This is a genomic window from Pseudomonas sp. SST3, from assembly GCF_003325755.1.
Window position 1 is genome coordinate 1 of sequence record NZ_QORI02000020.1, and the last position, 22,936, is coordinate 22,936.

Genomic DNA, 22,936 nt, shown 5'->3' on the forward strand with positions numbered 1-22,936 from the left:
ATCGCCATCAGCTGATACGCCGGACGACCACCTTCACCCTTGGGGTAGTGCGGCTCGATCAGGGCAATCAAACCCTTCCACGGCACCACCTGATCCATCTCGATCAGGAACAACTCTTTGCGGGTCTGCTTGCGCTTGCCGGCGTACTCGGCGTCGGCGAAGGTCATTTGCTTCATCGGGAAACTCGGGCAACGGGATCGGCGTATTTCACCAGATTCGGGAAGTCTTTTTCAGACCATCCCTAAAGCGTTCACCTTCTCGGTAGAAATTGTTCGTTCGGTGTCGGCTGAAATGGCCGATAGGAGAATGCCCGCCTTTCCTGCAACAAGTGTTTTTTCGAAGCTGAGCGGATTATTCACGCCTTGCAGCTTGCTGCTGTGATGAATCAACCAAGAACCCGCTGTTTTTTTGTCCATGCGCTACCGCCTCCTTAAAGCGTGATCTCGTCTGGCCCAGATTGGGTCACATCAGCGGAGCAAATGCAAGACGAGTACCGAGCGCCTAGCTCGCTTTCGTTGACTCAGCGATGTCTATTGGGGACGCGTCAGATTTGCGACCAAATACCACCGTTTGTGACACCTAGCAAAACGGGTTAACGATTGGTGTCATAAAATAGGCTTTGCCATTCTGACCCCATCTGTCATTATGAGCCTACGATTAAGACACCATTGGTGACCTTCATGAGCCGGACATTTCTCTACGCACGTGTTTCCACAGTAGGGCAGACCACAGAAAATCAAGTGCATGAAGTTAGAGCAGCAGGCTTCGATATTCAGCATCAGCGGATTATCGAAGAACAGGTGTCTGGCTCTATGCCTGCTGCTGAGCGTAAAGGATTCAATATGCTGTTGGATCGCATGGAAGCCACAGACGTGCTGGTTGTGACGAAGCTCGACCGTTTAGGCCGTAACGCTATGGATGTCCGCTCTACAGTCGAGCTGCTTGATAGCAAAGGCATCCGCATTCACTGCCTTGCACTTGGTGGCGTAGACCTCACCTCCCCAGCTGGTAAGATGACAATGAGCGTAATCGCCTCGGTTGCTGAGTTCGAGCGTGACTTGCTAATCGAGCGTACTCAGGCCGGCCTACAGCGTGCGAAATCCGAGGGTAAAATTCTAGGCCGTCCGTCCGCCACGAGCGCAGCACAAGTGCAAGCGCTGAAAGCTCTTGACCTAACCCAGAGTGAAGTAGCCGAAAAGCTGGAAGTCAGTCTTTCAACCATCAAACGCCTGTGGAACGTAGCAGCCTGATGCCTTACCCGATGCTAGCCGCTTCCTGTACAAGGTGAGCTTAGACTTGTATCTTTAACAGCTTGCAGGCCGCTCAAAGGTCCTTGGATACTTGGATTTTTCGGCGGTTCGGGGTGAAGGCCTCTGCATTCTGTCAAACACCTCAAGTAGAACTCTCTGATATTTATTCCCGCTGAACCCAAGCATTCCATCTAATAGCAAGTTAATTTCGGCGGCGGGCTGGGATTTTGTAGATACTTGTCCTACCGATTCCCTAGACGCTTAAGCAAGCCTCGGGCGTAATTTCGGTCTGGTGCCGTGCTCTCCGACGCAGCGTTACAGCGATCAGATGGATAGGTAAGCATCCCACCACTTGCGGCAGAGCATCACAGCAGCGTGTTCACTGCCAATTCACATATGGCGGGTCAAGGTGCTCTTCCTCCTCGCCTTCCTGGCCAATCACAAGATTTGCATAGCGTTGATATCGGATGTCTACCTCTAGCGCTACTGTCTCAAAATTAATTGGTAGTGTTTCGACTGAGACATCAGGGTTGATAAGCAGGACGTTCAACCCTAGGCATTCCCTAAGCCGGTATGCTTCAGTGCTGTTGCTTCTTGGCTTCCGCTTAACACCAAGGTAATCCCATTCATGAGTGTTCTCCGTGTTAGTGATATGTCCCTCCACATTACAACGGATCGCATACCCTGCATCTTTAAGCAGGGCATTCAGTACAATTGGGTCGGAATCTAGCAACGAGCTCTCATCTCGGAGAACTTTGATTGAGTCGCTGAAAACCTTATCTCCACCTTCTATGGCCTTCAACTCAGATTCCAGCCCTTTGCGCTGCTGTTTGAGTTCGATCAGCCTTTCTTCTACCTCCGTAAGTTCCACAGCTAGCGCTAGCGTGACCAGCTTGCCGATTTCTCTCGTCACTTTGTCAATTTCTGACTCTACAGTGAGCCTCCTTTTTTCAGAGGCTGTTAAGGTTTGCTTGGCGAGCGCACGCTTGAAAGCGAGATTCGATGTCAGTACTTGGACATACCTAATGACATTGATGGGAATCGACTTACTATTAGGACAACCTGCTACTTTAAGTCGATGGTGAGTAAGGCACCGCATTGCGATGGGCCTACCCTGAGCTCTATGCATAACCATCGATTTGTCGCAGTGAGCGCACTTAACCAGCCCGACTAGAAAATGCTTGCTGGTCCTTCCCCTGACTGTTGCACGTTCGTTCAGCAGCCGCTGCACTAGGTAAAACTTCTCTGCCTCAATGATCGCGGGGTACACGTTCGGAATGGAGTCTTCAGTTGAATCTTTGTTGGCCCATGCTCCTATCGCAGCAGCGTTGGTTAGCCATCCCTGAACTGTTGGCCCTGAGCATTTGGCTAGCTTTTCGACTCCTGAGCTTCTGATCCTTGCGGCTATCGTATGCTTGCCCATACCAGCAATATACCAATCGAAAACCAGACTGATCTGATCTGCGACATCTCGGACAACAGTTCCATTTGCGTCCAGCCAAACGGGGGTGAAACGTTTTACTATTTCCCCACCCCTAGCCTTTTCTCGACGTATTTCGTACGACTGTCTTACCCGCTCTGAGAGTATTTTCGAATACCCATGTGCCGCCTGAATCTTGGCGACCAACAAGAACGCCTGACTGCCGTTTAGGCTTTCTCGCGTGTATTCGACTCTATCGTCCAGCGTGATAATGGATACGCCAGCTTTCAAAATCGGCGTGATCAGTTCAAAAGCATCGAGAGCTTGCTGTCGAGTCGCTCTATCAAATGCTTCTATCAGGATCGCATCCCCAGCTTTGATAAGCCCAGCTTCGATTGCCTCACGAATTTTGAACATACCCGATGCTTTCTTGCTGGCTTTTGTCGAAAAACCAGAGCGCCCGAGGTCCTCAAAGACAAGGTTCGACCGCGTGTACTCCGAGTGCTGGGCACACCACTTGTCTACAGCCTCTTTCTGCCTCTGGTAGCTGTTCCCTTCAGTTTGTTTGACGCTGCTGAATCTGATGTACGGGATCGCCTGCTTAGCCATGCCATGCGGCCTAGGATTGTTGAGAAACCGCATGTTACCCGCGTGTTCACTAATGTCGAAGCTGGGACATCGGTCTGATGGGCATGAAGGTTGGTGGCAAGCGCAAGCTCTTCGTCCCCGCCCACCTCGCCTATAGCGAACGCCAGATCGGCGAACACATCACACCGAACTCGAACCTGCTGTTCGAAATCGAGCTGCTGGAAGTGCTGACGCGGGATGACTGAAGCGACCGCGGCTTCCCCGCGGTCGTTGTGGCCTATCAAGCCAGGGCGGTCTGCTGAGTGGCGGCTTGGACGACCTGTGGCGAGCCCAGCGATTGACCCACCACATCGCCGATCATATCTGCGGTGATGGCGCTCAGGGTCCAGCCGAGGTGCCCGTGGCCAGTGTTGTAGAACACGCACGCAGAGCTGCCGCGGCCAACCTTCGGCATCATGTTCGGCATCATCGGGCGCAAGCCGGCCCAAGGCACGACGCTTTGGGTGCTGACGCCGGGAAAGCACTCGGCGACCCAGTCCACCAGCGGACGGATTCGATCGGCGCGGATGTCACGGTTGTAGCCATTGAACTCGGCCGTACCGGCGACGCGCAGACGGTGATCGCCGAGACGACTGGTGACGAGCTTGGTTTCATCGTCCAGCAGGCTGACGGTCGGCGCGGCGGCGCGGCTGGCCTCATCATTGAGGTTGACAGTGATCGAATAGCCTTTTACCGGGTAGATGTTCACGCGATCGCCCAACTGAGCAGCCAACGCCCGGCTGGCCGTTCCGGCGCAGATCACCATACCGTCGAACTCCAGGGTTTCTTCGCCACCCGGCGTGCCGAGGATAACGGAGGCCTGTCGGCCATTGGTCGTCACGCCTTTCACCTCCTGCCCGTAACGGCATTCGACACCCAGACGAACGGCCGCCGCCGCGAGGCCGTTGGTGAACAAGTGGATGTCGCCGGTGGAATCGCATTCGGTGTAATAGCCGCCGTAATATTGCCCTGCCAGCGTCGGTTCGATGGCACGCATCTCGTCCGGTGTCACGCTTCGGCGCGGCAGGCCACCTTGGGCTAGTAGAGTCGAGACCTTACCTGCATGGTCAAAACCAGCCTTGTCGCGGTAGATGTGCAAGATGCCGACCTTCTTCAGATCGAAGGCGATGCCCTCTTCCTCGGCCCAGGCGAACAGATGCTCGCGGGCGGCAATAGCCAGACGTGCGGTTTCGATGGTGTTGCGACGGTACTGCGGAATGGAGCCGATGAACTCGGCGAACCAGGACAGCTTATGCCAACTCGGCTTAGGGTTGACCAAGAGAGGCGCATCGCTCTTGAGCATCCACTTGAGACCCTTGATGATGGTCGACCAGTGGTTCCAGACCTCGGCATTCGACGCGGAGAGCTGGCCGCCGTTGGCGAAGGAAGTTTCCATCGCGGCATAGCGGTGCTTTTCAAACAGAGTGACGGCAAATCCGCGTTTGGCCAGCGCGTAAGCGGTAGTGATGCCGGTGATACCGCCACCAATGACAGCGATCGTTTTCATCTTGAAGCTCCAGAACGTCAGGGTTAGAGCCCGTCCGCAATAGGCGGATCAGACGCCCCCTCTGTTCTGGACCTGAGAGTTTCATGAGCAGCCATAGCGGCACCCACTTGCTCCTTCGGTGCGGCGGGCGACGACGGCCCGGCGGCTCTTCAGAGTCTAAAGCTGTGGTATCGGTCCTTTTGCCTGAGAGTTTCCGGGGCGGTTGCTCCTTCGGCGCTGCAGGCGGCGATGCCGCTACAGTCTCTCCCGATACCACACCATGTGCACCAGCACGATCAACGACGCCTGGCGACTGCCACTTAGGTTGCAAAGGTGCCAGAAAAATCCCGTTATGGCACTCGCTTTTTGCGGCCAACCGAAGAGCGATCCACCCGGAGCAACAAGCGACCGGAAACGCTCGCCACGGAGCGTGGTGCATCTCGCTCCTACGGCCCCGAAACGATCACAGCGGTCCGATCAAGCAGGCTGGGGGATACTTCTTTACGATCCCACAATAGCGATCAACCGGGCAATATCGACGGGCTTGGTCATATGCACGTCGAATCCGGCCTCCAGTGCATTCTCCTTGTCACTCGGCTGCCCCCAACCGGTAATGGCGATCAGCCGAACGCGGAAATCCGAGGGCTGCGAACGAATCATCCGCGCGACCTCATCGCCCCGTAGGCCGGGCATGCCAATGTCCAGCAGTACCACTTCCGGCTTGAGCTGCTGATAGCGTTCGAACGCCTCGTTGCCATCAAAAGCCAGATGCACTTCATGTCCTTCCAACCGAAGGACTTCAGCCATGGTCTCTGCGATGTCCCGGTTGTCGTCGGCAACCAGGACGCGCCGCATGTTGATGGTAGCCCTGCCTTGCTCTGTCTGTTGTGTGTCGGTTGATTGCACCGCGAGCGCTGGCAGGCTCAGCCTGAACTCCGCCCCCTGCTCCAACCCAGCACTGCTAACGCGAATGTCACCGCCATGAAGGTTTGCCAGGCCCTTCGCCAGCGCCAGGCCAATCCCCAAACCGGTGTTGACCTGCGTCCGGCTCATGGGCACCTGGGCAAAGCGTTCAAAGATCAGCTTGAGGTGTTCGCGTGCGATGCCCAATCCATTGTCGATAACCGATACCGTTGCGGTCCCATCCACCAATGCGGCGCTAACCTGAATCCGCCCGCCAGGGGGAGTGAACTTGGCGGCATTGTTCAGCAGATTGACGAGAATTTGCTCCAATCGCAGAGGGTCCGCTTCCACCTGGATCGGCGCTTCAGGCAAATTCAAGATGAGCTCGTGCTGTTTCGCTTCGATCTTGGCCCGAACAGTCTCGACCGCTGCCTCAACCACCGTGCCAAGATCCAGCGACTCCTTGCGCAGCGCCAGCTTGCCGAGGGTGATACGAGAAATATCGAACAGGTCATCCAGCAGCAACGCCATGTGCCGGACCTGCCGCTCGATGATCTGTTGGCTACGCTGCTTCTGCGCTTCGGAGGCAGTCGGCGAACCGACGAGACCAGCCGCCAGGCGTATGGGTGCCAGTGGGTTACGCAGCTCATGTGCCAAGGTGGCGAGGAACTCGTCCTTACGCCGATCAGCTTCCAGGATCGCCTGCTCCTGGTGCTTTGATTCGGTCACGTCGGCAAACCAGACGGCGATGCTCTGCTCGTACGGGGTGGCAACCAGGCGCACCCAGCGGTCACCACCGAACGCCGTGCTACGCAACTCCAGATCGCGCGGCTGCTGATGTGTAGCCACTGCCACTAGTGTCTCCAGGGCCTGCGCATTGGCGTTCGGCCCCAGTACTTCGGTGAGGCGGCGTCCGGTCAGATCCGCCACCGTTCCGCGCAAGGCGGCGGCTCCCGTTGGGTTGATGAACGCCAGCAGGAAGTCCTCCACCTCGCCTCTCGCATCGTGCAGCGTAGACAGAATGCTGAATGGCACCGTGGATGACTCTAGGGCGACCCGCAGACGCTGCTCGAACATGCCGGCCTTGGTCTGGGCTCGCGCGCGGTCGATGAAAACGGCCGCGAGCCCCGCCGCAAGATCCGCCAGGCGTACCTCGCGCTCGGTAGGGAGACGCGGCTCACGGAGCTGAACGGACAAGGTCCCTAGCACCCTGTCATCGCTGTGTCTGATCGGCGTTGCATGTAACGACCGGAAGCCCTCGGTACGAGCTATCGGAAGCAGCCCGGCAAACCGCGGATCCGCTTCGGTGTCTTCGACCATAACCCGGCGACCTTCGAGAATGGCCGTGGCATCCACGCTCGCCCCCGAAGGCAGTTTGTTCAGTTGATCAAGCGATGAGCGTGAGAAGCCTTCAGAGGCATGAATGCGTAGCGTGGACGTCTCCTCTCTGAGAGTTAGCAGGCCGTGTTCCGCACCGTGAAGTTCACAAAGCACCTCGACGATAGCCTGCAGCTGCGTGTCCAGCGTCGGCAACTGAAGCAGTCGGTTGCCGAGTGCCTGAAGCGATTTCAGATCGCTGACCTGCTCGGTGAGGTCCTGCTGGGCCAGCTCCAGCCGTGACAGCATACTGTCACGCTCAGCTTCGCTAGCCTTGCGCGCCTGCGCGGCGGCGGCCAGAGCCCGACCGACCTCGCGGATTTCTTCAATTTCGCTGTCCGGCGTTTGGTGCACCGATTGGCCTTGGCCGATTGCCTGCGCGCGCGGCGCAACTGACGCATCGGCACGTTGATTCGTCGAGTGGCGAACAGTGCCGCGGCAACCGCCAACAGCAGTGACAGCAGCAGCCCCCCGCCATACAACGTGAAGGCCCTGATAGCACCGGCCTGAACTTCGCTAGTGGGTACCCCGGTCGCCACGACCCACCTCGAAGGAGTCAACCGCACGAACGCAGTGAAGACCGGCGTACCCTCCACGGTCGTCGACATACGAATGCCCTGGTCCGCCTTGTTCTCCTTCAGTATTTCCACCAGGGACGGAGAAGCCGGCTGCCCCCGCGTCTCGATATCACGGTGGGTTCTGGTAATGCGCAAACCATTGGCATCCAGCACCGTGGTCACCCACCCCTCTGGTAGCCGGCGATTACTGATGACGTTGCCGACGGCCGTGGGCTTGAGCACGGCCGTAAGAACATAGCGAATCTCGGTGCCAACATGCACAGGTACACGCAACGGGATACCCCATATGTCGCCAGGCCCGAATCCCATGTTGCCTACCTGCGGTTCGCCCGTGCGCATCACTTCGGCGAAGCTTTCCGGCTCCGCTATCGCATTGGATTCAGGCGGGGCATCCAAGGAAATCCGCCGGATGACCTCACCCTCCGGCGTGATGATCAGCAGCGAATGCCAGGCGGGGACCGTTGGCAACACGCGCTGGACCATGTCGGAAAAGCTGTCGAGCGCTCCCTCTCCAAGCAACGGTGACTGCGACAGCGCCTGCAGCACGTTCAGTGACCGCACAAGTTCGATTTCAACTGCCGTAGCGGCAAGGCGTGTTGCTTCGAGGCTGCGTTGCTGCGCCATCTGCTTTTGTTCGCTGACGATCGATATCAGACCCAGACCGGCCACCACGGCCAGCGGTAGGATCCCAGCAAGCGCGATGGTCAGCAGACGACTGCGCAACGGTACCGACCGGGCCGGCTTCGCTCCACTTGCGTGACTCAATTGGCTTTACCTCTGATGCCCGGCCGGATGAGGGCGTCGGCAGTGGCTCAAACCCACCGACATTCAAAAACGGATGCAACTCTGGGCGGGCACTTTAGCTTAAGCGATTCCAGTGAAACGACGATGCCCTACTTTGGCGTCGTTTCACTTGGCCGGTCCGCCTCGTCAACCTTTGTCACCGGGGCTCGAGGGATATTCGATAGACCATTCAAAACAGCAAATCGACCATAGACGGCCTATTAAACTCACGTGTCGATCACTCGTCGCGGATACACCTCAGCAACGCATTCAACGTCGAGTCACCGTACTCGCCACTCATCGTGAGCGCGCGGCGTCCCTCCGGCGCGATGACGGTGATGGGAGTGCTGTCCAGGCCGGGGGATGCCTCGGTCGCCCCCGGATGCAGTTGGCACGCTACCTTGAAGCGCTCGTGATTGGTGATCATCACCTGCACCCGCCCGGATTCGATGCCCGCTTGCGTGTCGGTGTTCAGCTCACTGACCTCCACATCGAGGTGGAGATCGTTCAGTTCACGTTCGAGCTCCAGCGGAGCGGCCGCGGTCAGGCCCGGCAGTATCAGCAATCCCAGCGTCAAAAAGATTTTCATCGAAGCCTCCAGATACATGTTCACCCCATATGGAGCCGCTGCCCGCCAGTCGAGTTCGCGCAGGCGCACGCAGCTTGCACCCAACGTCGCCGGACGAAAAAAGGCCCGCTCTAAGCGGGCCTTCTCCGATCGTGCCAGGGATTACTTCGGCAGCTTGAACGTGATGAAGCTCGCCCGCCCTTCACGTAGCACACGCATCGACACGGAGCGGTTGTTCGGCAAGGCTTTGACCACCTGACTGAAGGTCTCCACCGAATCAATGGCTTGATTATTGAGATGGGTAATGACGTCACCCGGGCGCAAGCCGATCATCGCCGCGGGCCCCTGGCTGATTTCCCTGATGACCACGCCGCCGCCGATTTCGAGCGCCTGGCGTTGTGCCTCGCTCAGCTCGGCCACGGCGACGCCCAGTCGATTGTCGCTATGCGTGCTGCCACCTGCACCACCGCCAGAAGCCAGGAGATCACCGTCCTCGGGCAGCGCGCCGATATCGATGCTCAGCGTCTTGCGGTCGCCGTCACGAACTACCTCAAGCTTGGCAGTGCTGCCCGGCTTCATCGCGCCAACCAGATGGGGCAGATCACCCGACATATCGATGGATTTGTCATTCAGGCTCAGAATCACATCACCGACCTTCAGGCCGCCCTTGGCTGCTGGCCCTCCGTCCATTACCTGCGCAACGAGCGCACCGGCAGGACGTTCGAGACCGAACGACTCGGCAAGGTCCTTGTTCACTTCCTGAATGACCACCCCGAGCCAGCCGCGGCTTACCTTCCCGTCCTCACGCAGTTGATTGGCGACATCCATCGCGACGTCGATCGGAATGGCGAACGACAAGCCCATGAAGCCGCCTGATCGAGTGAAAATTTGCGAGTTGATGCCGACCACCTCACCTTCCAGATTGAACAGCGGGCCACCGGAGTTGCCCGGATTGATCGCTACATCGGTCTGAATGAAGGGCACATAGCTTTCGTTCGGCAGGCTGCGACCGGTCGCGCTGACCACACCCGCCGTCACCGTGTGGTCGAAGCCGAACGGTGAGCCGATGGCGACGACCCACTCGCCCGCCTTTAGCTCCTCGGAGTTGCCGATCTTCACGATTGGCAGATCATCACCATCGATCTTGAGTAGAGCGACGTCACTGCGTGGGTCGGCGCCCACCAGCTTGGCTTGCAGTTCGCTGCGGTCCGGCAGACGCACCATGATTTCATCGGCATCGGCGACTACGTGGTTGTTGGTCAGGATGTAGCCATCCTCCGAAATGATGAAACCGGAACCCAGCGATTGAGCCTCGCGACGACGGTCAGGCTGCTGCGGCAGCCCACGCTCGAAGAACTCCCGGAACATCGGCGGTATACCTTCGAGGTCAGGCATTTGCGCTGGCCCACCGCGGACGGGTTTACTCTGCTTGGTGCTGATATTGACCACCGCCGGCGAGGCATCCTCGACCAGCGGTGTGAAATCCGGAAGTTCTGCCTGAGCGACGACCGCCTGCCCGAACAACGCGACGCCTGCCACGACAGCAAGGAAATTCTTATGAAGGATCATGGTGACTGGTCTCCCCACGAAATATTTAAGACCGACCCACTCTGGCGGGATGCGAAAGTCTAGGTCAAAAAAGCAGCGGGCCGCCGCGTTTGCACGGCCGTTTGACGATACGACAGCCCGCCGCGGCAAGCCCACCCAATGGAGCCGGCTGTTCCGTCAGCCTGAACCGGACTTTACTCCCATGATGGTCAGCTTCGTGTGAAGCGGACGTAAAGGGAAAGTAAGTTTTGTCTCGCGTTGTCAGCCGCTCCATCGGGCTTACAGTGGCTAGCGCACTTATCCCGCAAAGCCTGCATCTATCGCAGCTCGCCGCACGCGCTGATGGTCTTCGGGCAGCGTCAACGCTGTTTCAGCTCGTTTGAGCGCCAGCTCGGCCTGTCGGCGCGCGGCAACCGAGATCGATGCGTCGCCAAGCCGTGCCAGCGAAGCCAGCGCCTGCTGCAGCCCCATACCCACTTCCACCACTGCCGCGCCGTCGCGGGCAATAGGCGTGAAGAAGTCATTCAGCATGTCCGCCACGCTGAGCCCTGGTGCGAATACCCGATCGAACTCAGGCTCTTCAGGCGGTGAAGGTCGGGACAGGTGCGACAGCACGCGTACACCGCGACCGATGACATCGATGGCTGTGCCCTGGTCGTTGATCGCCGGTGACAATGCCCGGGATGCGATTTCAGCCATTACGGTTATGCCGAAGCGCGGGTCACGGTCGAAGGTTCGCTGCGCGCCGATGACAAAAGCATCGCGCAGCGTGTCGTCACACTGCTCATCGATGCCTATCGACCAGGCGATCGGCTGGGTCGGTTCCACAAAAATGCCAGGCAGTACGCAGATGTAGATCGAATGCTGCTCCGACTGGGTCAGCCCGCCCAGCGCAGGCATGTCGATGTGTTGCACGAAGCCAACCTTGTCGGCATATAGCGCACGCGCACCCGGCAGCGCTCGAGGGTCTACTTCAAGCGGACAGCCGCCAAGATAGGGCTGCTTCATTCGTTGGCACAGCGCTCGGGTAGCGGCGCGCTCGACCCTCGCCGTGGTTTCCGCGACCCTGCCCAGCCCTGACAGCTGGTCGATCCAACGCAAGAGGGCATAAACCACCAGGATGACCACGGCGATGGTCGCCGCAAACAATACGACGCGACCTTCCGCACCATAAAGCCCCGTGCTCAACGCGATGATGCCGACCAGGCTGAAAATGAACGAACCGATAAAGGTCGACAACGTATTCTGCGTCGTGGGGTCTTCCACCAATAGCGAAATGGCACGCGGGGTTACGTTACTGGTCGCTGAACCATAGGCCGCGACCATGATGCTCAACGAAAACGTCGTCACCGCGAGCATGCTCGAGGCCAGCACGCCAAGGATGTTGTCGACCGCATCCGAACCGATCTTGGTCGGAACGTCGTCAGGGATATAGGGCGCTACCGCCAAAGCCAGCAGCGCGGTCGCGACGCCCAGAACCGAAAACAGGCTGGCCCTGAACCAGGGCCGCTTGCTGATGCGGATGAGAAACCACTTCCAACGTTCGACCATCTGTTATCCGCCATCTGTCCGTTTCATTACAGACAAGGCCAGGCCAGGACCGTTGCGCAAGGCGAGCAGTTTGTTGCCTTCCCAGTCGGAAGGCCGATCGTTCAGCCTTCCAGAAAGCGCGCAACCATAGCCGGCAGGTCGCGCATGTCATCGATCACTGCCGAAACGCCCAGTTCACGCAACGCCTGATCGTGGCCGGCCGGAATATGGCTGGCGCCGGTGAAGCCGATCACCTGCATCCCGGCGGTGCGCGCGGCCAGTACGCCGGTCGGGCTATCTTCCACCACCAGACAATGCCCGGGCGCCACACCCATGCGTTCGGCAGCCAACAAATAAACATCCGGAGCCGGTTTGGGAGAAGGCACCATGTCAGCACAGAAGATGTTGCCCGCGACCCGCTCGGTCAGACCCGCGCGGCGTAGCGATGATTCGACATTGTGCAGACGGCTGTTGGACGCTACCGCCAGAGGCAGATCGATGGCATACAGCGCCTCCCGTACGCCTGGGATCGCCTGGACCTCCTCGGCAACCACTTTTTCGCTTTGCCGACGCAGGTCTGCATCGAAAGTCGATGGCATCGTCAGGTCGAAGCGTTTTTCGATGAGGTCGATGATGCTCGGCACCGTCAGGCCGAAGGTACCCTCCAATGCGCTACTTAATCGGTCGGCTGGCACATACAGGCTCAGCGCCTCGAACAGCACACGGTGGCTGATGATTTCGCTGTCGACGATAACGCCATCGCAATCGCTGATCAGCAGGTCGATAGTGGCCATCGGATCTCCTGGTGGTGAATGCGCGGCAATGGCGCGACGCCTCCAGAAGCGGAGACAGGCCTTGGACTGCAACAAGCCCGTCGAGTTTTACCGCCTCTTTGGTGACCCAATCATTAGGGCGGCTCAGCGAATCCCCAGCAGCCGATCAACTGACCACCAACCCGCGCCGCGGCCGATCACGATCAACATCAAGCCGATCCAGGTCAGATGGGTGGGCCAGGCATCCGGATAGACGAATATCTGGATCACCAGTGTCATCCCCAGCAGTGCCAGTGCCGACAGTCGCGCCAGCAGGCCCAACACCAACAATAGCGGAAACAGGTGCTCGGCATAGGTAGCAAGATGCGCCGCCAGTTGAGGTGACAGCAGCGGCACGGCGTATTCGGTCTCGAACAGGCCGTACGTGCCTGGCTTGATCGTGAGCACACCGCTGACTTTGGTCCGACCGGAATTGAAGAACACTGCTGCGATCGCCAGGCGCGCCACCAGGCTCAGCGCAGAATCACCGATAACGGCCTGCAGCCAGCCGGCGACTCGGTTCCAGTGTTGCAACAGCCGCGATCCCGGGCTGGCTGAAGTTTTGCGTAGCGCATCCATATCAGCGGTCTCCATTGCTCATCGGGTCGCCGTACTCAGCGACAAATACGCCGGCCGCGAACAGGCGTGCCAGCAGGTCGGTGAAGTCCAGTTCGGGCTGGGCCCGCAGAGCCAACGTCGAGGCTTCATCCAGCGTATGCCCCGCTGCGCAGGCGTCGAGAAAGGTGCGGCCGCCAACGCTCAGCGTCTGCCAGCCAACGCATCCATCCAGACGGCACACCAGCGCCCCTTCGCCCTGCCAGACGAGTGGCTGAGGCAAATCAGTCCGTTCACGGTTGCAGCTCCAGATGGTGAATACAGGCAGTGGAAACCACTGCCAGCGCACTGCCGCGCAAGGCCGCAGGCGCATTCCAGCCAGCCCGCCAGGTGCCTGCGAGGCAAGCGCATTCAGTGTGAGACGCGGTTGTTCGGCGGCACAGAACACTTCGATCCAGAGACGGTCGAGCCGAGCCACATCGGCGAGATAGGGCAACTCGCGCGCCGGCTCGAAGGTGTGCAGGAAGTCAGCGAAATCGACGCCATATTCGATCAGTTGCGCCAGTACCGGGGGCGATCTACGGACATAGTGTGCGGCGGTCGCGGCGAACCACTGGGGGCCCACCAGTCGCTCGACAGTGGGAAAGTTGGCTCGCAGCGCGTCCACACAGCCTTTCATTACCGTATTGCGGTACACCGCGAAGCCTGGCTGCTTGGTCAACGCGCGCATCCATTCCGCGTCTTCGGAGCCCTCGGGCTCGACACCCTGCAAGGCCTCGACGAACGCGTCTTGAAATCTTCCAAGCGATACGCTCATCCCACCCTCCTCTGCCGATCGAGCAACCGCTGTGCACAGTCGCGCTCGTCCAGCAACTCTGCGAACGACGGCAACTGGTCGTCACGTTCGATCAAGGTGGGCCTCGCACCAATTCGCTCGATCAGACGCTGGTACAACGCCCATACCGCAGCGGTGATGGGTGCATCGTGGGAATCGATCAACAGACCGGAATCTCCCTGCCAATCCTGGCTGTGCCCGGCCAGGTGCACCTCGATGACGGCCTGAGCGGGGAACTGATCGACATAAGTAAGCGCGTCGAAATCGAGGTTATGTGCACTGACGAATACGTTGTTGATGTCCAACAGCAAGCCGCAGCCACTGCGCCGGACCAGCTCGGTAAGAAAGTCGATTTCGTCCCACTCGTGCCCCTCGATACGCAGGTAATGGCTGGGGTTCTCCACAGCGATCTGCCGCCCGAGCAGGTCTTGGGTGCGCTGAACGTTGTCGACGATCCGCGTCAGCGCGGCATCGGTGCGTGGAAATGGCAACAGATCGGGATGGTACTGCCCTCGCCAGGCGGACCAAGCGAGGTGTTCTGAAATCAAGGCTGGCCGAACCCGCTCAGCCAGCGTTTTGAGTCGCTGCAGATGTGCCTTGTCCGGTGGGCAGTCGGCTGCCAGCGACAGCGACACGCCGTGCAGCGAAAGCGAATGGCGTTCTCCGACTGCCTCCAGCCAGGCAAGACGGGCGCCGCCGTCAGCCATGTAGTTCTCCGGGTGCACCTCGAACCAGACTCCGCAGGCGCCACATTCCTGTGCCGCCTCGTAGTACTCAGGCTTAAGGCTGAGACCAGCCCCCAGGTGAGCTGACATGACCATCGGCAGCGTCCTCGATCAGGCGTCGATCGGCGTCAGCGAGCCAGTGCCATTAGGCGTCTCGATCGAGGTGCAGGTGCCCTCTGGTACGTTCTTCCAGGCGTTGCCCTGATAGTCCGTCTTCGAGGTGCCAGCACAACTGGTGCCGGCGCCGGCTTTACAGTCGTTCTGGCCCGCAAGCGCGACGCCATAGCATTTTTCCATGGCGCCTTCGGTTTTTTCGGCAGCCGTGGCTCCGGCGGCAAGGGATGCAAGGGCAACAGCTGCGGCGGCAAGGGCGAGATTGTTCATATTGGTAGTTCTCCATGCGATTCGCGACATGCGGCCAACAGTTGTTGATGGCCACTCAATCGTTAGTTCGCGCGGCGACCGCTCGCGGTTACAGTGATGGAGATTTTCTTTGAGATATTTTTCGCCCGCTCTACCGTAGCGACGTGCGGCGGCCTGGCGGCTGGTAACACGCAATTGAATTGTCGCGGCGAAAACTCCTTCCCTCTGTAACCAGAGCGCTCGATGCAACGAACTACCAGTCATAAAGCGTTAAAAGAGCGCGAGGCCCGCCTGCAAGCACTTCTGCTGCAGGGACTAGAGGGCAACGAGGCGGCTTACCGGCAATTCCTCATGCTGCTCGGGGCGCATCTGCGCAGCTTTCTGCGGCGCCGGTTGCAAACAGCAGACGTCGAAGACCTGCTGCAGGAAACGTTGCTGGCGGTGCACAACGCGCGTCACACCTATCGCTCCGACCAACCGCTCACCGTCTGGGTACAGGCCATCGCGCGCTACAAGCTGATGGATTATTTCCGCGCCCATGCACGGCGCGATGCGCTCAACAATCCGCTAGACGACGAAGCGATGCTGCTCGCCGGTGAAGACCACCTGGCCGACCAGGCACAGCGCGATCTGACCCTGCTGCTGGAGCAATTACCGGACAAGCAGCGTTTGCCGATACTTTACGTCAAGGTGCAGGGGCTCTCAGTGAGCGAGGCAGCCGCACTCACGGGGCTCTCCGTCTCCGCCGTGAAAGTTGGCGTGCATCGCGGCCTGAAGGCGCTGGCCGCCCTGATTAGAGGTGCCCGATGAAAACCGATGACCTGATTTCAATGCTCGCCAGCAACGTCCCCCCCACGGGAAACCGAATCGTCGCCTGGCGCTTCAGCCTTGCGGTCGTGATTGGCCTGCTGCTCGCACTGCTGGGGCTGCTGACGTTCTTCGGCGTGCGTCCGGACCTCGCCGAAGTGGCGACCACGCCGTTGTTCTGGGGCAAGGTCGCGCTGCCGGCCACCCTGCTTGGCGGCTCCCTGATGATGAGCACGCGCCTGGCTCGGCCCGGCGTGCGCGCCGGCGCCAGCTGGGCGGCAATCAGCTTGCCGGTGGGTGCCGTATGGCTGGCGGCAGCGGGACTGCTGCTCAGCGCATCCGCCGAGCGCCGCTGGGTACTGGTGTTTGGCGAGACCTGGCAGGTCTGCCCGCTCAACATTGCCGTGCTTTCGGTACCTGCGTTCGTCACGGTGTTTTGGGCCATGCGCGGACTGGCACCCACCCGGCTGCGTCTGGCAGGGGCCGCGGGCGGCCTGCTGGCCGGCTCGATGGCGACACTCGCTTACAGCCTGCACTGCCCGGAGATGAGCGTTGCCTTCTGGGCGGTCTGGTATGTGCTGGGCATGGCGGTCCCCACCGCACTCGGCGCCTCGCTGGGGCCGCGTCTGCTGCGCTGGTAAAACCCCGAGCGCGCATTTCGTTCAATACCAGCGCCATCTCGGCTCCTATCTTCGCGCAGTAATCCTGCGCGAAACGAGGAGTTTCGATGACCTTGCTTCTCTCAATGGCCGCCTTTGCGCTGGCCTCTTCCATCTCGCCCGGCCCAGTCAACATCGTTGCGCTCACTGCCGGCGCTCAGTTCGGCCTGCGTGCCGCCATGCGCCACGTCAGCGGGGCCACCATCGGTTTTACCGTGCTGCTGTTGCTGATCGGTCTGGGGCTAAGCGAGGTGCTGAGTCGCTGGCCCTGGTTGACTGAATCCATCCGTCTGGCCGGCGTCGCATTTCTGCTGTACATGGCTTATCGGCTGGCGAGCGATGATGGCCGGCTTAGCACCAGAGCAACGCTGCAACCGACGATGCTCTACGGGGCGATGATGCAGTGGCTGAATCCGAAAGCCTGGCTCGCCTCGGTGGCCGGCATGGGGCTGTTCGCCACCGCCGGTGATGCGCCATCGGTATGGCGCTTCGCGGTGATCTATTTCGTGATCTGCTACGCCTCGCTGGCTTGCTGGGCCTATGCTGGCAGCTTCTTGCGGCATTATCTGGGTAATGCGGCGCGGCTGCGATTGTTCAACCGGATCATGGCCGCGCTGCTGGTCGGCTGTGCAGCTTATCTGTTGCTGTCATAGCAGCCCCGGACCCTACCGTCATATCGAAAGACAGCGTCGCTCTCTTCAGGCTCGACGTTGGCCGCGATAATGCCCGGGCGTTGCCGCCAGTAGTTGCTTGAAGGCGCGTTGCAGATGCGCCTGATCGGCGAAGCCGGCGGCCAGCGCCGCCTCCGCGATCGGCATGCCGCGGCGCAATTCGGTGCGGGCGAACTGCACCCGACGGTTGGTCAGATAGGCGTGCGGTGTCATGCCGTAGTGCTTTTTGAATGAACGGATCAGGGCGGATGGCGACACCCCCACCGTCGAGCAGATTTCATCCAGCTTTAGCGAGCGCTGGTAGTTGTCGGCGATGAACTCGGCTGCTCGCTTCAGCTTCGGATCGCTCACTGAGGCTGCCGTCTCCATTCCTAATCGTCGGTGCATGGCGCTGAAGAACTCCACCGCGGTGCTGTGTTTTTGTAAGTGATCCGCCTGATCATCGGTTAGCACTGTATGGAGGCGCCTGAACCCTGCCTGCAGCAGCGGATCGCGCGTCAGTATCGGTGAGAACCTCCGAAACCCGCTGCAACCCACGCCCAGTTCAGCCTGCAGATCGGCAAGCCAGCCAGCGTCGAGGTAGAGCATGCGATACGCCCAGGGCTGGTTCTCGATCGGATTGCAGGCGTGGACATCGCCGGGATTCATCAGCACCAGCGTCCCGGCGTCGATGCGGCACTGCTGCCGGCCGTTGATGTAAGTGCTGGAGCCGCTATCAATCAGGCCAACGGAGAAGGTTTCATGACTGTGCCTGGCGTAACAGACGCGCCGCCCGTCCACCACCGTACGGGATTCGATAAAAGGCAGCGCCGCGTCCCGCCAGAAGCTGGAGCCCGCATCTGCCGGTTGTGGTGTGAGGTTCGACTGGGTCGGGTACATGTTCGGGTCTGCCACGCTGGAAGAGATCAGCCTAGTCGAAAACGCGATGAGCTTGCAGAGTATGTCTGCGCTGTTTCGGTTGGGCACTCGGCGAAAGACCTTGCCTGCGCAGCGAAGCATCTCTAGTGCTCGGGCATCAGAGGATCTCCAACCCTTCACATTTGTAATCACCGATGAAAATATCGTCTTGCAGCACTTCACCGTCGAGGTTGAAACAGAACAGATAGCTTTCGGTGCGATCGCCGATTTCCACGCTTTTGAGCCCGATGCATTCGTCGGGATGCCCCGGCAGGATCTTGAATGAGGAAATGCCGCGCTCGGGGTTGCAGTCGCCGACCTGCAGCGTGCGGATTTCACTGAAGTCTTCGTTGGCAATGATCAAGGTGTTGGCGCCCCGCTCGCACTCGTCAACGGCCAGATCGAACGGCGAGGAGGAGATTTTGCGCGGGAAGAACAGCCACTCGCGACGGTACGGATGCCATTCAACCGCCTCGTGGATAACGTAACCGTCCGGCCCGATGCCCAATGCATCACGAATGCGCTGGTAGCGGTCAGCCCAGTCAACACTGCGCACGCCGTAGTTGCGATCGATCAGCTTCACCCACTCTTCGGCCGGCCGCTTGCCATGACTGCCAACGATCAGTTGATCCCCCCAGAGCGTCGCCCATTCGCTCTTGAAGCCCTTGAACGCTTCATCACCGCTGCCGGTCATGAGGATCTGCCGCGGCACCAGCTTGTGTTGATCGCGAATTTCGCAGACCAGCCCAGTTCGATCATCGAAGGTCACCAGGCGTTTACCGAACATTACCAGTTCGGAAAATTCGGCGCCCCGCCCGCCCTCGGCGAATAGGCTGACCAGCCGGAACTCGCCGCCCTGGGCTTCCGGGATGTCTTCAAAGCGATAACCTGGCCGCCCGGTTTGCGGGTCGAGCCTACGATGGAGGCGATCATGGCGCAGCGTCGACTGCCAGCTGACCCGACCATCGTTCAGCTCGACCTGAGAGGCATGGTCCTCGTCGGTGATAATCGCCAGCAGATACTCGCTGGCGCTGTTGTCGTAACGCTCCAGCCGACGGATGTCGAAGTTCTTGTCACTCATTGATCGGTCTCGATTGGCACATGGCGCCAGCAGGCGCGACGCAGGTGGGTTCGTCTGAATTGGGACAGCGCGTGCGGTGCAAGTTCATCCTGTATCCGTCTGCCTTTGCCGACAGCCATTCACGCAGACTGCGCAGCAGCTTCGTTTGTTTTATTGTCCAAGCCCCACAGCACAAGACGAACGAGGCGGCATGGCTTTTCATTTCTATCAACCGCAGGCTTCGGCCGGCTCCACCTCACCGACGGCATTGCCGCGGCAGGCCGTTGCCACGCCGCTCTTGCATCGCATGCTGGCCGGTATCGGCGGGCTCGTGCTGCTGAGCCTGGCCGGCTGTGGCAGCCAGCAGCCGGAAACACCCGCGCCGCGTCCCGATGAGGTCCGCAGCAAGATCGTGAGCCTGATTCCAGCCGATATCCCCGACCGCAAGGGCTGGGCGACGGATATCTACGCCGCGTTCGATGCGCTGGAGATTCCACCGACCGATGAAAACCTCTGTGCAGTGCTCGCGGTCACCGTTCAGGAGTCCACGTTCCAGGCGACACCTCCCGTGCCCGGCCTGGCGAAGATCGCACGGGAAGAAATCTACCGTCGTGCCGCCCGGCTGCATGTCCCGCGTTTCGTAGTTAACGCCGCCCTGGATGTCCGTTCGCCCAACGGCAGGACCTATAGTGAACGCCTGAATGCGGTGCGCACTGAAGAGCAACTGAGCGCAATATTTGATGACTTTCTCGGCATCATGCCGCTTGGCAAGCAACTCTTCGGCACGCTCAACCCGGTCAAGACCGGCGGGCCAATGCAGGTCAGCATCGCCTTCGCCGAACACCGCCGTTGGGAATATCCCTTTGACTACAAGGGCTCGATACGCGACGAAGTGTTTACTCGTCGTGGCGGCATGTACTTTGGCATCGCCCATCTGCTGGATTACCCCGCCAGCTATACGCAGCCGCTGTATCGCTTCGCCGATTTCAACGCCGGCTGGTACGCCAGCCGCAATGCCGCCTTCCAGAATGCAGTGGCGCGGGCCAGCGGTACCAAGCTGGCGCTCGATGGCGACCTGATCATTCATGGCAGCAGCAAGGCCGGGCAGACCGAGCGAGCGGTACGTTCGCTGGCCAGCAAGCTCGACATGAGTGAAACGGCGATTCGCAACGCCCTGGAGCACGGCGACACGCATGGCTTTGAGAAAACCCGACTTTACGAGCAGGTGTTCGCCCTGGCGGAGAAGCGTGTGGGTAAACCGCTGCCGCGTGCGGTGCTTCCTGGTATCCGCCTGGAGAGCCCGAAGATTACGCGCAACCTGACCACCGCCTGGTTTGCCAATCGAGTCAACGACCGGCACCTGGCCTGCATGAAACGCGCCCGCAGCTGAGCGACTGGCGGAACGATTCCCGACCGATGCAACTCGCAATAGGACGATTGGCAACAAACGGGATCGCCATGACCCAGCTGAACATTGCGCTCGCCATCATGGGCAGCGTCGCGGCCGGTATCGCTCTGCTCTCAGCGCTTATCAAGGCAGTCCCGTTTCGGAACCGTCCATTGCCGTGCTGATCGGCCTGGCGGTCGGCCCATACGGGCTGGGCTGGTTGGATCTGGCGCTTTGGGGTGATCCGTATATGGTGCTCGAGCAAGCAGCCCGATTAACCTTGGCGATCGGCCTGATGGGCGTGGCGCTGCGGCTCAAGCGAGAGGCGATCAAGGCCTTGATACGCCCGATCGCCCTCCTGCTCACGCTGGGCATGCTGGGGATGTGGCTGATCTCATCGATGCTGGCCGGCTGGTTGCTTGGCCTGTCGCTGTGGACCGCCCTGCTGCTGGGCGCAATCCTGACGCCTACCGACCCTGTGGTTGCCAGCTCCATCGTCACCGGCAAGTTTGCCAAACAACACCTGCCCCTGCGGCTGCGCGACACGCTGTCGGCCGAGTCAGGGAGCAATGACGGACTCGCCTATGTGTTCGTCATGCTGCCGATCCTGATGATTAGCCATACGCCGGATCAGGCGGTGTCTCGTTGGCTGTTGGAATCAGTGCTGACCGGTGTGATCGGAGCGTCGCTGCTGGGTGCGCTCATAGGCTTTTTCGCGGCGAAACTGTTGGCGTTCGCCGAACGTCACGACTTGGTCGCAGGCACTTCTCTGCTTGGTTATTCCGTTGCTTTTTCGCTGCTGACGCTAGGCCTGGCCAAGCTGCTGCACACCGACGGTGTGCTTGCCGTATTCGTCGCAGGCTTGCTGTTCAACATGTTTAGTGACCGGCAGGAGGAGCACGAGGAAGAAAACACTCAGGAGGCGGTCGCCAAGCTCTTCACGTTGCCCATGTTCGTCATCTTCGGCATCGCGCTGCCTTTGAGCGAGTGGACGTCGCTGGGCTGGCCATTGTTCTGGCTAGCACTGCTGGTTCTACTACTGCGCCGCCTGCCGGTTCTGATGATGCTCGCGCCTACCTGGCGACAACAACTCAACAAGCATGATGCGGCTTTCCTCGGCTGGTTCGGCCCGATTGGCATCGCGGCCATCTACTACGCCGCTCTTGCCCATAGCCATCTGCACGACCCGCAGTTCTGGCATGCGGCGAGCGCATTGATCTTTGCCTCGATCATGCTTCACGGCGTCAGCGCAGCGCCGTTGACGCGCCTTCATGCGCGTAGGCCCGGGCCGACGCCACCGCGGACGGCGGATTTGGACGCGCAAAGGGAAGAGTAGCCGCGTCCGAGCGAGAGAGCGCCTCCTGGCTAGCCCATCACGCCCGCGCCGACCAGCACAAAGGCGCCGACCGTAATAATCAGGCCGAATACGATCAGCAGACCATCCTGGGTCGTAATGCCAAGGCCGAACAACGCGATCGCAGAAAACGGAGCGGTACTGGCAAACGGCAACAGCTCCAGTGGCGGTACAGAAGTGGCCAGCAACACACATAGCACTGCGAGCACGCGAAGAAACCCCTGGCTGACGGCCCAGTTGAGACGCGTGCGGCTGATCTTGTCCAGCCAGCGAATCACCGGTCGAATCTTGTTCAGGCCCTTGTCGAGCTTCTCACCGCTGACCGAGCGCTTGCTGAGGAAGCCCGGAATCCAAAAGTGATCGCGCCCGAACAGCATCTGGATGGCAAATAGCGCAACGATTAGCGCGAGTATCGTTGGTACGCCTGGGATACCGCCAACGGGGCTTATTTCGATGATCGCCGGAACGAACAGAAAGGGTCCGAAGCTACGTTGCCCGAGCCTGTCCTGCATATCGCTGACGTGAACCCTGTCCTGATCCTTGCCGAGATTGATGATCCCATCGATCACCTGCTCCAAGCTCACTTGCTCATCTTGCTTGGCCTCGGCCATTGAGAGTCCTCCGCGTTGCGAGTGTCCGCCTTCGAATGATTTTCCGAAGCGTCATACGCAACGGAACACGAAGTGTTGGGCTCGTTCCCTCCTCCTCGCGCATCGCCCAGCAACCGGAACGTGTCATGCA

General features: G+C 59.8%; 22 protein-coding genes, 2 pseudogenes and 2 riboswitches. Of the genes and pseudogenes, 7 read left to right on the top strand and 17 right to left on the bottom strand.

What is annotated here, in order from left to right:
• Window positions 1-176, bottom strand: a pseudogene (locus DQ405_RS18035) (IS5/IS1182 family transposase); the annotation flags it as partial.
• 54 nt (window positions 177-230) lie between these two features.
• Complete coding sequence (locus tag DQ405_RS18040) at window positions 231-416, bottom strand: hypothetical protein (protein ID WP_168425462.1); 186 nt, start codon at window positions 414-416, stop codon at window positions 231-233.
• A 264-nt stretch (window positions 417-680) separates the two neighbouring features.
• On the opposite strand from DQ405_RS18040, the gene DQ405_RS18045 reads away from it, so the two are divergent.
• Entirely contained in the window at window positions 681-1,250 is a 570-nt protein-coding gene (locus DQ405_RS18045) for a recombinase family protein (protein WP_168425463.1), read from the top strand.
• 379 nt (window positions 1,251-1,629) lie between these two features.
• On the opposite strand, the gene DQ405_RS18050 is transcribed toward DQ405_RS18045, so the two are convergent.
• The gene (locus DQ405_RS18050; RefSeq protein WP_168425464.1) at window positions 1,630-3,279 is read right to left on the bottom strand and encodes a recombinase family protein; all 1,650 of its coding nucleotides are present in this window, start codon (window positions 3,277-3,279) and stop codon (window positions 1,630-1,632) included.
• A gap of 56 nt (window positions 3,280-3,335) precedes the next feature.
• Here DQ405_RS18050 and DQ405_RS18055 point away from each other — a divergent pair.
• Window positions 3,336-3,503, top strand: a pseudogene (locus DQ405_RS18055) (FKBP-type peptidyl-prolyl cis-trans isomerase); the annotation flags it as partial.
• 35 nt (window positions 3,504-3,538) lie between these two features.
• On the opposite strand, the gene DQ405_RS18060 reads toward DQ405_RS18055, so the two are convergent.
• The 11 genes from DQ405_RS18060 to DQ405_RS18110 all read right to left on the bottom strand — a co-directional run bounded on the left by DQ405_RS18060 (window position 3,539) and on the right by DQ405_RS18110 (window position 15,381).
• Window positions 3,539-4,804 (bottom strand): D-amino acid dehydrogenase, encoded by a 1,266-nt coding sequence (locus DQ405_RS18060; protein WP_168425465.1) that lies wholly within the window; start codon window positions 4,802-4,804, stop codon window positions 3,539-3,541.
• Window positions 4,805-4,855: 51 nt separating this feature from the next.
• Window positions 4,856-4,964: riboswitch (glycine riboswitch) on the bottom strand.
• Window position 4,965: 1 nt separating this feature from the next.
• A riboswitch (glycine riboswitch) is annotated at window positions 4,966-5,063 on the bottom strand.
• Between the two features lie 221 nt (window positions 5,064-5,284).
• Complete coding sequence (locus DQ405_RS18065; protein ID WP_168425466.1) at window positions 5,285-7,312, bottom strand: hybrid sensor histidine kinase/response regulator; 2,028 nt, start codon at window positions 7,310-7,312, stop codon at window positions 5,285-5,287.
• Window positions 7,255-8,313 carry a cache domain-containing protein gene (locus DQ405_RS18070; RefSeq protein WP_168425467.1) on the bottom strand — a complete coding sequence of 353 codons (1,059 nt, stop codon included), beginning with the start codon at window positions 8,311-8,313 and terminating at the stop codon, window positions 7,255-7,257. Before DQ405_RS18070 ends, DQ405_RS18065 begins: the two co-directional genes overlap by 58 nt.
• 349 nt (window positions 8,314-8,662) lie before the next feature.
• Window positions 8,663-9,013 (bottom strand): hypothetical protein, encoded by a 351-nt coding sequence (locus tag DQ405_RS18075; protein ID WP_168425468.1) that lies wholly within the window; start codon window positions 9,011-9,013, stop codon window positions 8,663-8,665.
• Between the two features lie 141 nt (window positions 9,014-9,154).
• Entirely contained in the window at window positions 9,155-10,561 is a 1,407-nt protein-coding gene (locus DQ405_RS18080) for a DegQ family serine endoprotease (protein ID WP_168425469.1), read from the bottom strand.
• 276 nt (window positions 10,562-10,837) lie between these two features.
• A complete protein-coding gene (locus DQ405_RS18085) occupies window positions 10,838-12,091 on the bottom strand; it encodes a DUF2254 domain-containing protein (protein WP_168425470.1) in 1,254 nt (417 codons plus the stop codon).
• Between the two features lie 101 nt (window positions 12,092-12,192).
• Window positions 12,193-12,864: an HAD family hydrolase gene (locus DQ405_RS18090; protein WP_168425471.1), complete on the bottom strand. Its 672-nt coding sequence runs from the start codon at window positions 12,862-12,864 to the stop codon at window positions 12,193-12,195.
• Window positions 12,865-12,987: 123 nt separating this feature from the next.
• On the bottom strand, window positions 12,988-13,461 hold the full coding sequence (locus tag DQ405_RS18095; RefSeq protein WP_168425472.1) for a DoxX family protein: 474 nt from the start codon (window positions 13,459-13,461) through the stop codon (window positions 12,988-12,990).
• Between the two features lies 1 nt (window position 13,462).
• Window positions 13,463-14,254, bottom strand: coding sequence for an HvfC/BufC N-terminal domain-containing protein (locus DQ405_RS18100; protein ID WP_168425473.1), 792 nt, complete (start codon window positions 14,252-14,254; stop codon window positions 13,463-13,465).
• Window positions 14,251-15,093, bottom strand: a complete 843-nt coding sequence (gene bufB / locus DQ405_RS18105) for an MNIO family bufferin maturase (protein WP_168425474.1) — start codon at window positions 15,091-15,093, stop codon at window positions 14,251-14,253. Before bufB ends, DQ405_RS18100 begins: the two co-directional genes overlap by 4 nt.
• Before the next feature lie 15 nt (window positions 15,094-15,108).
• The gene (locus DQ405_RS18110; protein ID WP_168425475.1) at window positions 15,109-15,381 is read right to left on the bottom strand and encodes a BufA1 family periplasmic bufferin-type metallophore; all 273 of its coding nucleotides are present in this window, start codon (window positions 15,379-15,381) and stop codon (window positions 15,109-15,111) included.
• A gap of 222 nt (window positions 15,382-15,603) precedes the next feature.
• Between DQ405_RS18110 and DQ405_RS18115 the strand changes: the two genes are divergently transcribed.
• The 3 genes from DQ405_RS18115 to DQ405_RS18125 all read left to right on the top strand — a co-directional run bounded on the left by DQ405_RS18115 (window position 15,604) and on the right by DQ405_RS18125 (window position 17,479).
• A complete protein-coding gene (locus DQ405_RS18115; protein WP_168425476.1) occupies window positions 15,604-16,170 on the top strand; it encodes a sigma-70 family RNA polymerase sigma factor in 567 nt (188 codons plus the stop codon).
• On the top strand, window positions 16,167-16,808 hold the full coding sequence (locus DQ405_RS18120; protein WP_168425477.1) for a DUF1109 domain-containing protein: 642 nt from the start codon (window positions 16,167-16,169) through the stop codon (window positions 16,806-16,808). Before DQ405_RS18115 ends, DQ405_RS18120 begins: the two co-directional genes overlap by 4 nt.
• Window positions 16,809-16,894: 86 nt before the next feature.
• Window positions 16,895-17,479, top strand: a complete 585-nt coding sequence (locus tag DQ405_RS18125) for a LysE family translocator (RefSeq protein WP_168425478.1) — start codon at window positions 16,895-16,897, stop codon at window positions 17,477-17,479.
• A 45-nt stretch (window positions 17,480-17,524) separates the two neighbouring features.
• Here the strand turns inward: DQ405_RS18125 and DQ405_RS18130 are convergent, their stop codons facing one another.
• Together DQ405_RS18130 and DQ405_RS18135 are read right to left on the bottom strand one after the other, a co-directional pair.
• Complete coding sequence (locus tag DQ405_RS18130; RefSeq protein ID WP_168425479.1) at window positions 17,525-18,376, bottom strand: AraC family transcriptional regulator; 852 nt, start codon at window positions 18,374-18,376, stop codon at window positions 17,525-17,527.
• A 136-nt stretch (window positions 18,377-18,512) separates the two neighbouring features.
• The gene (locus DQ405_RS18135; RefSeq protein WP_168425480.1) at window positions 18,513-19,475 is read right to left on the bottom strand and encodes a hypothetical protein; all 963 of its coding nucleotides are present in this window, start codon (window positions 19,473-19,475) and stop codon (window positions 18,513-18,515) included.
• Window positions 19,476-19,761: 286 nt separating this feature from the next.
• Between DQ405_RS18135 and DQ405_RS18140 the strand changes: the two genes are divergently transcribed.
• Together DQ405_RS18140 and DQ405_RS18145 are read left to right on the top strand one after the other, a co-directional pair.
• Window positions 19,762-20,844: a DUF1615 domain-containing protein gene (locus DQ405_RS18140; protein WP_174824694.1), complete on the top strand. Its 1,083-nt coding sequence runs from the start codon at window positions 19,762-19,764 to the stop codon at window positions 20,842-20,844.
• 46 nt (window positions 20,845-20,890) lie between these two features.
• A complete protein-coding gene (locus DQ405_RS18145; RefSeq protein WP_342030428.1) occupies window positions 20,891-22,177 on the top strand; it encodes a sodium:proton antiporter in 1,287 nt (428 codons plus the stop codon).
• A 29-nt stretch (window positions 22,178-22,206) separates the two neighbouring features.
• On the opposite strand, the gene DQ405_RS18150 is transcribed toward DQ405_RS18145, so the two are convergent.
• Window positions 22,207-22,806, bottom strand: coding sequence for an exopolysaccharide biosynthesis protein (locus DQ405_RS18150; RefSeq protein ID WP_168425483.1), 600 nt, complete (start codon window positions 22,804-22,806; stop codon window positions 22,207-22,209).
• Window positions 22,807-22,936: the final 130 nt, after the last annotated feature.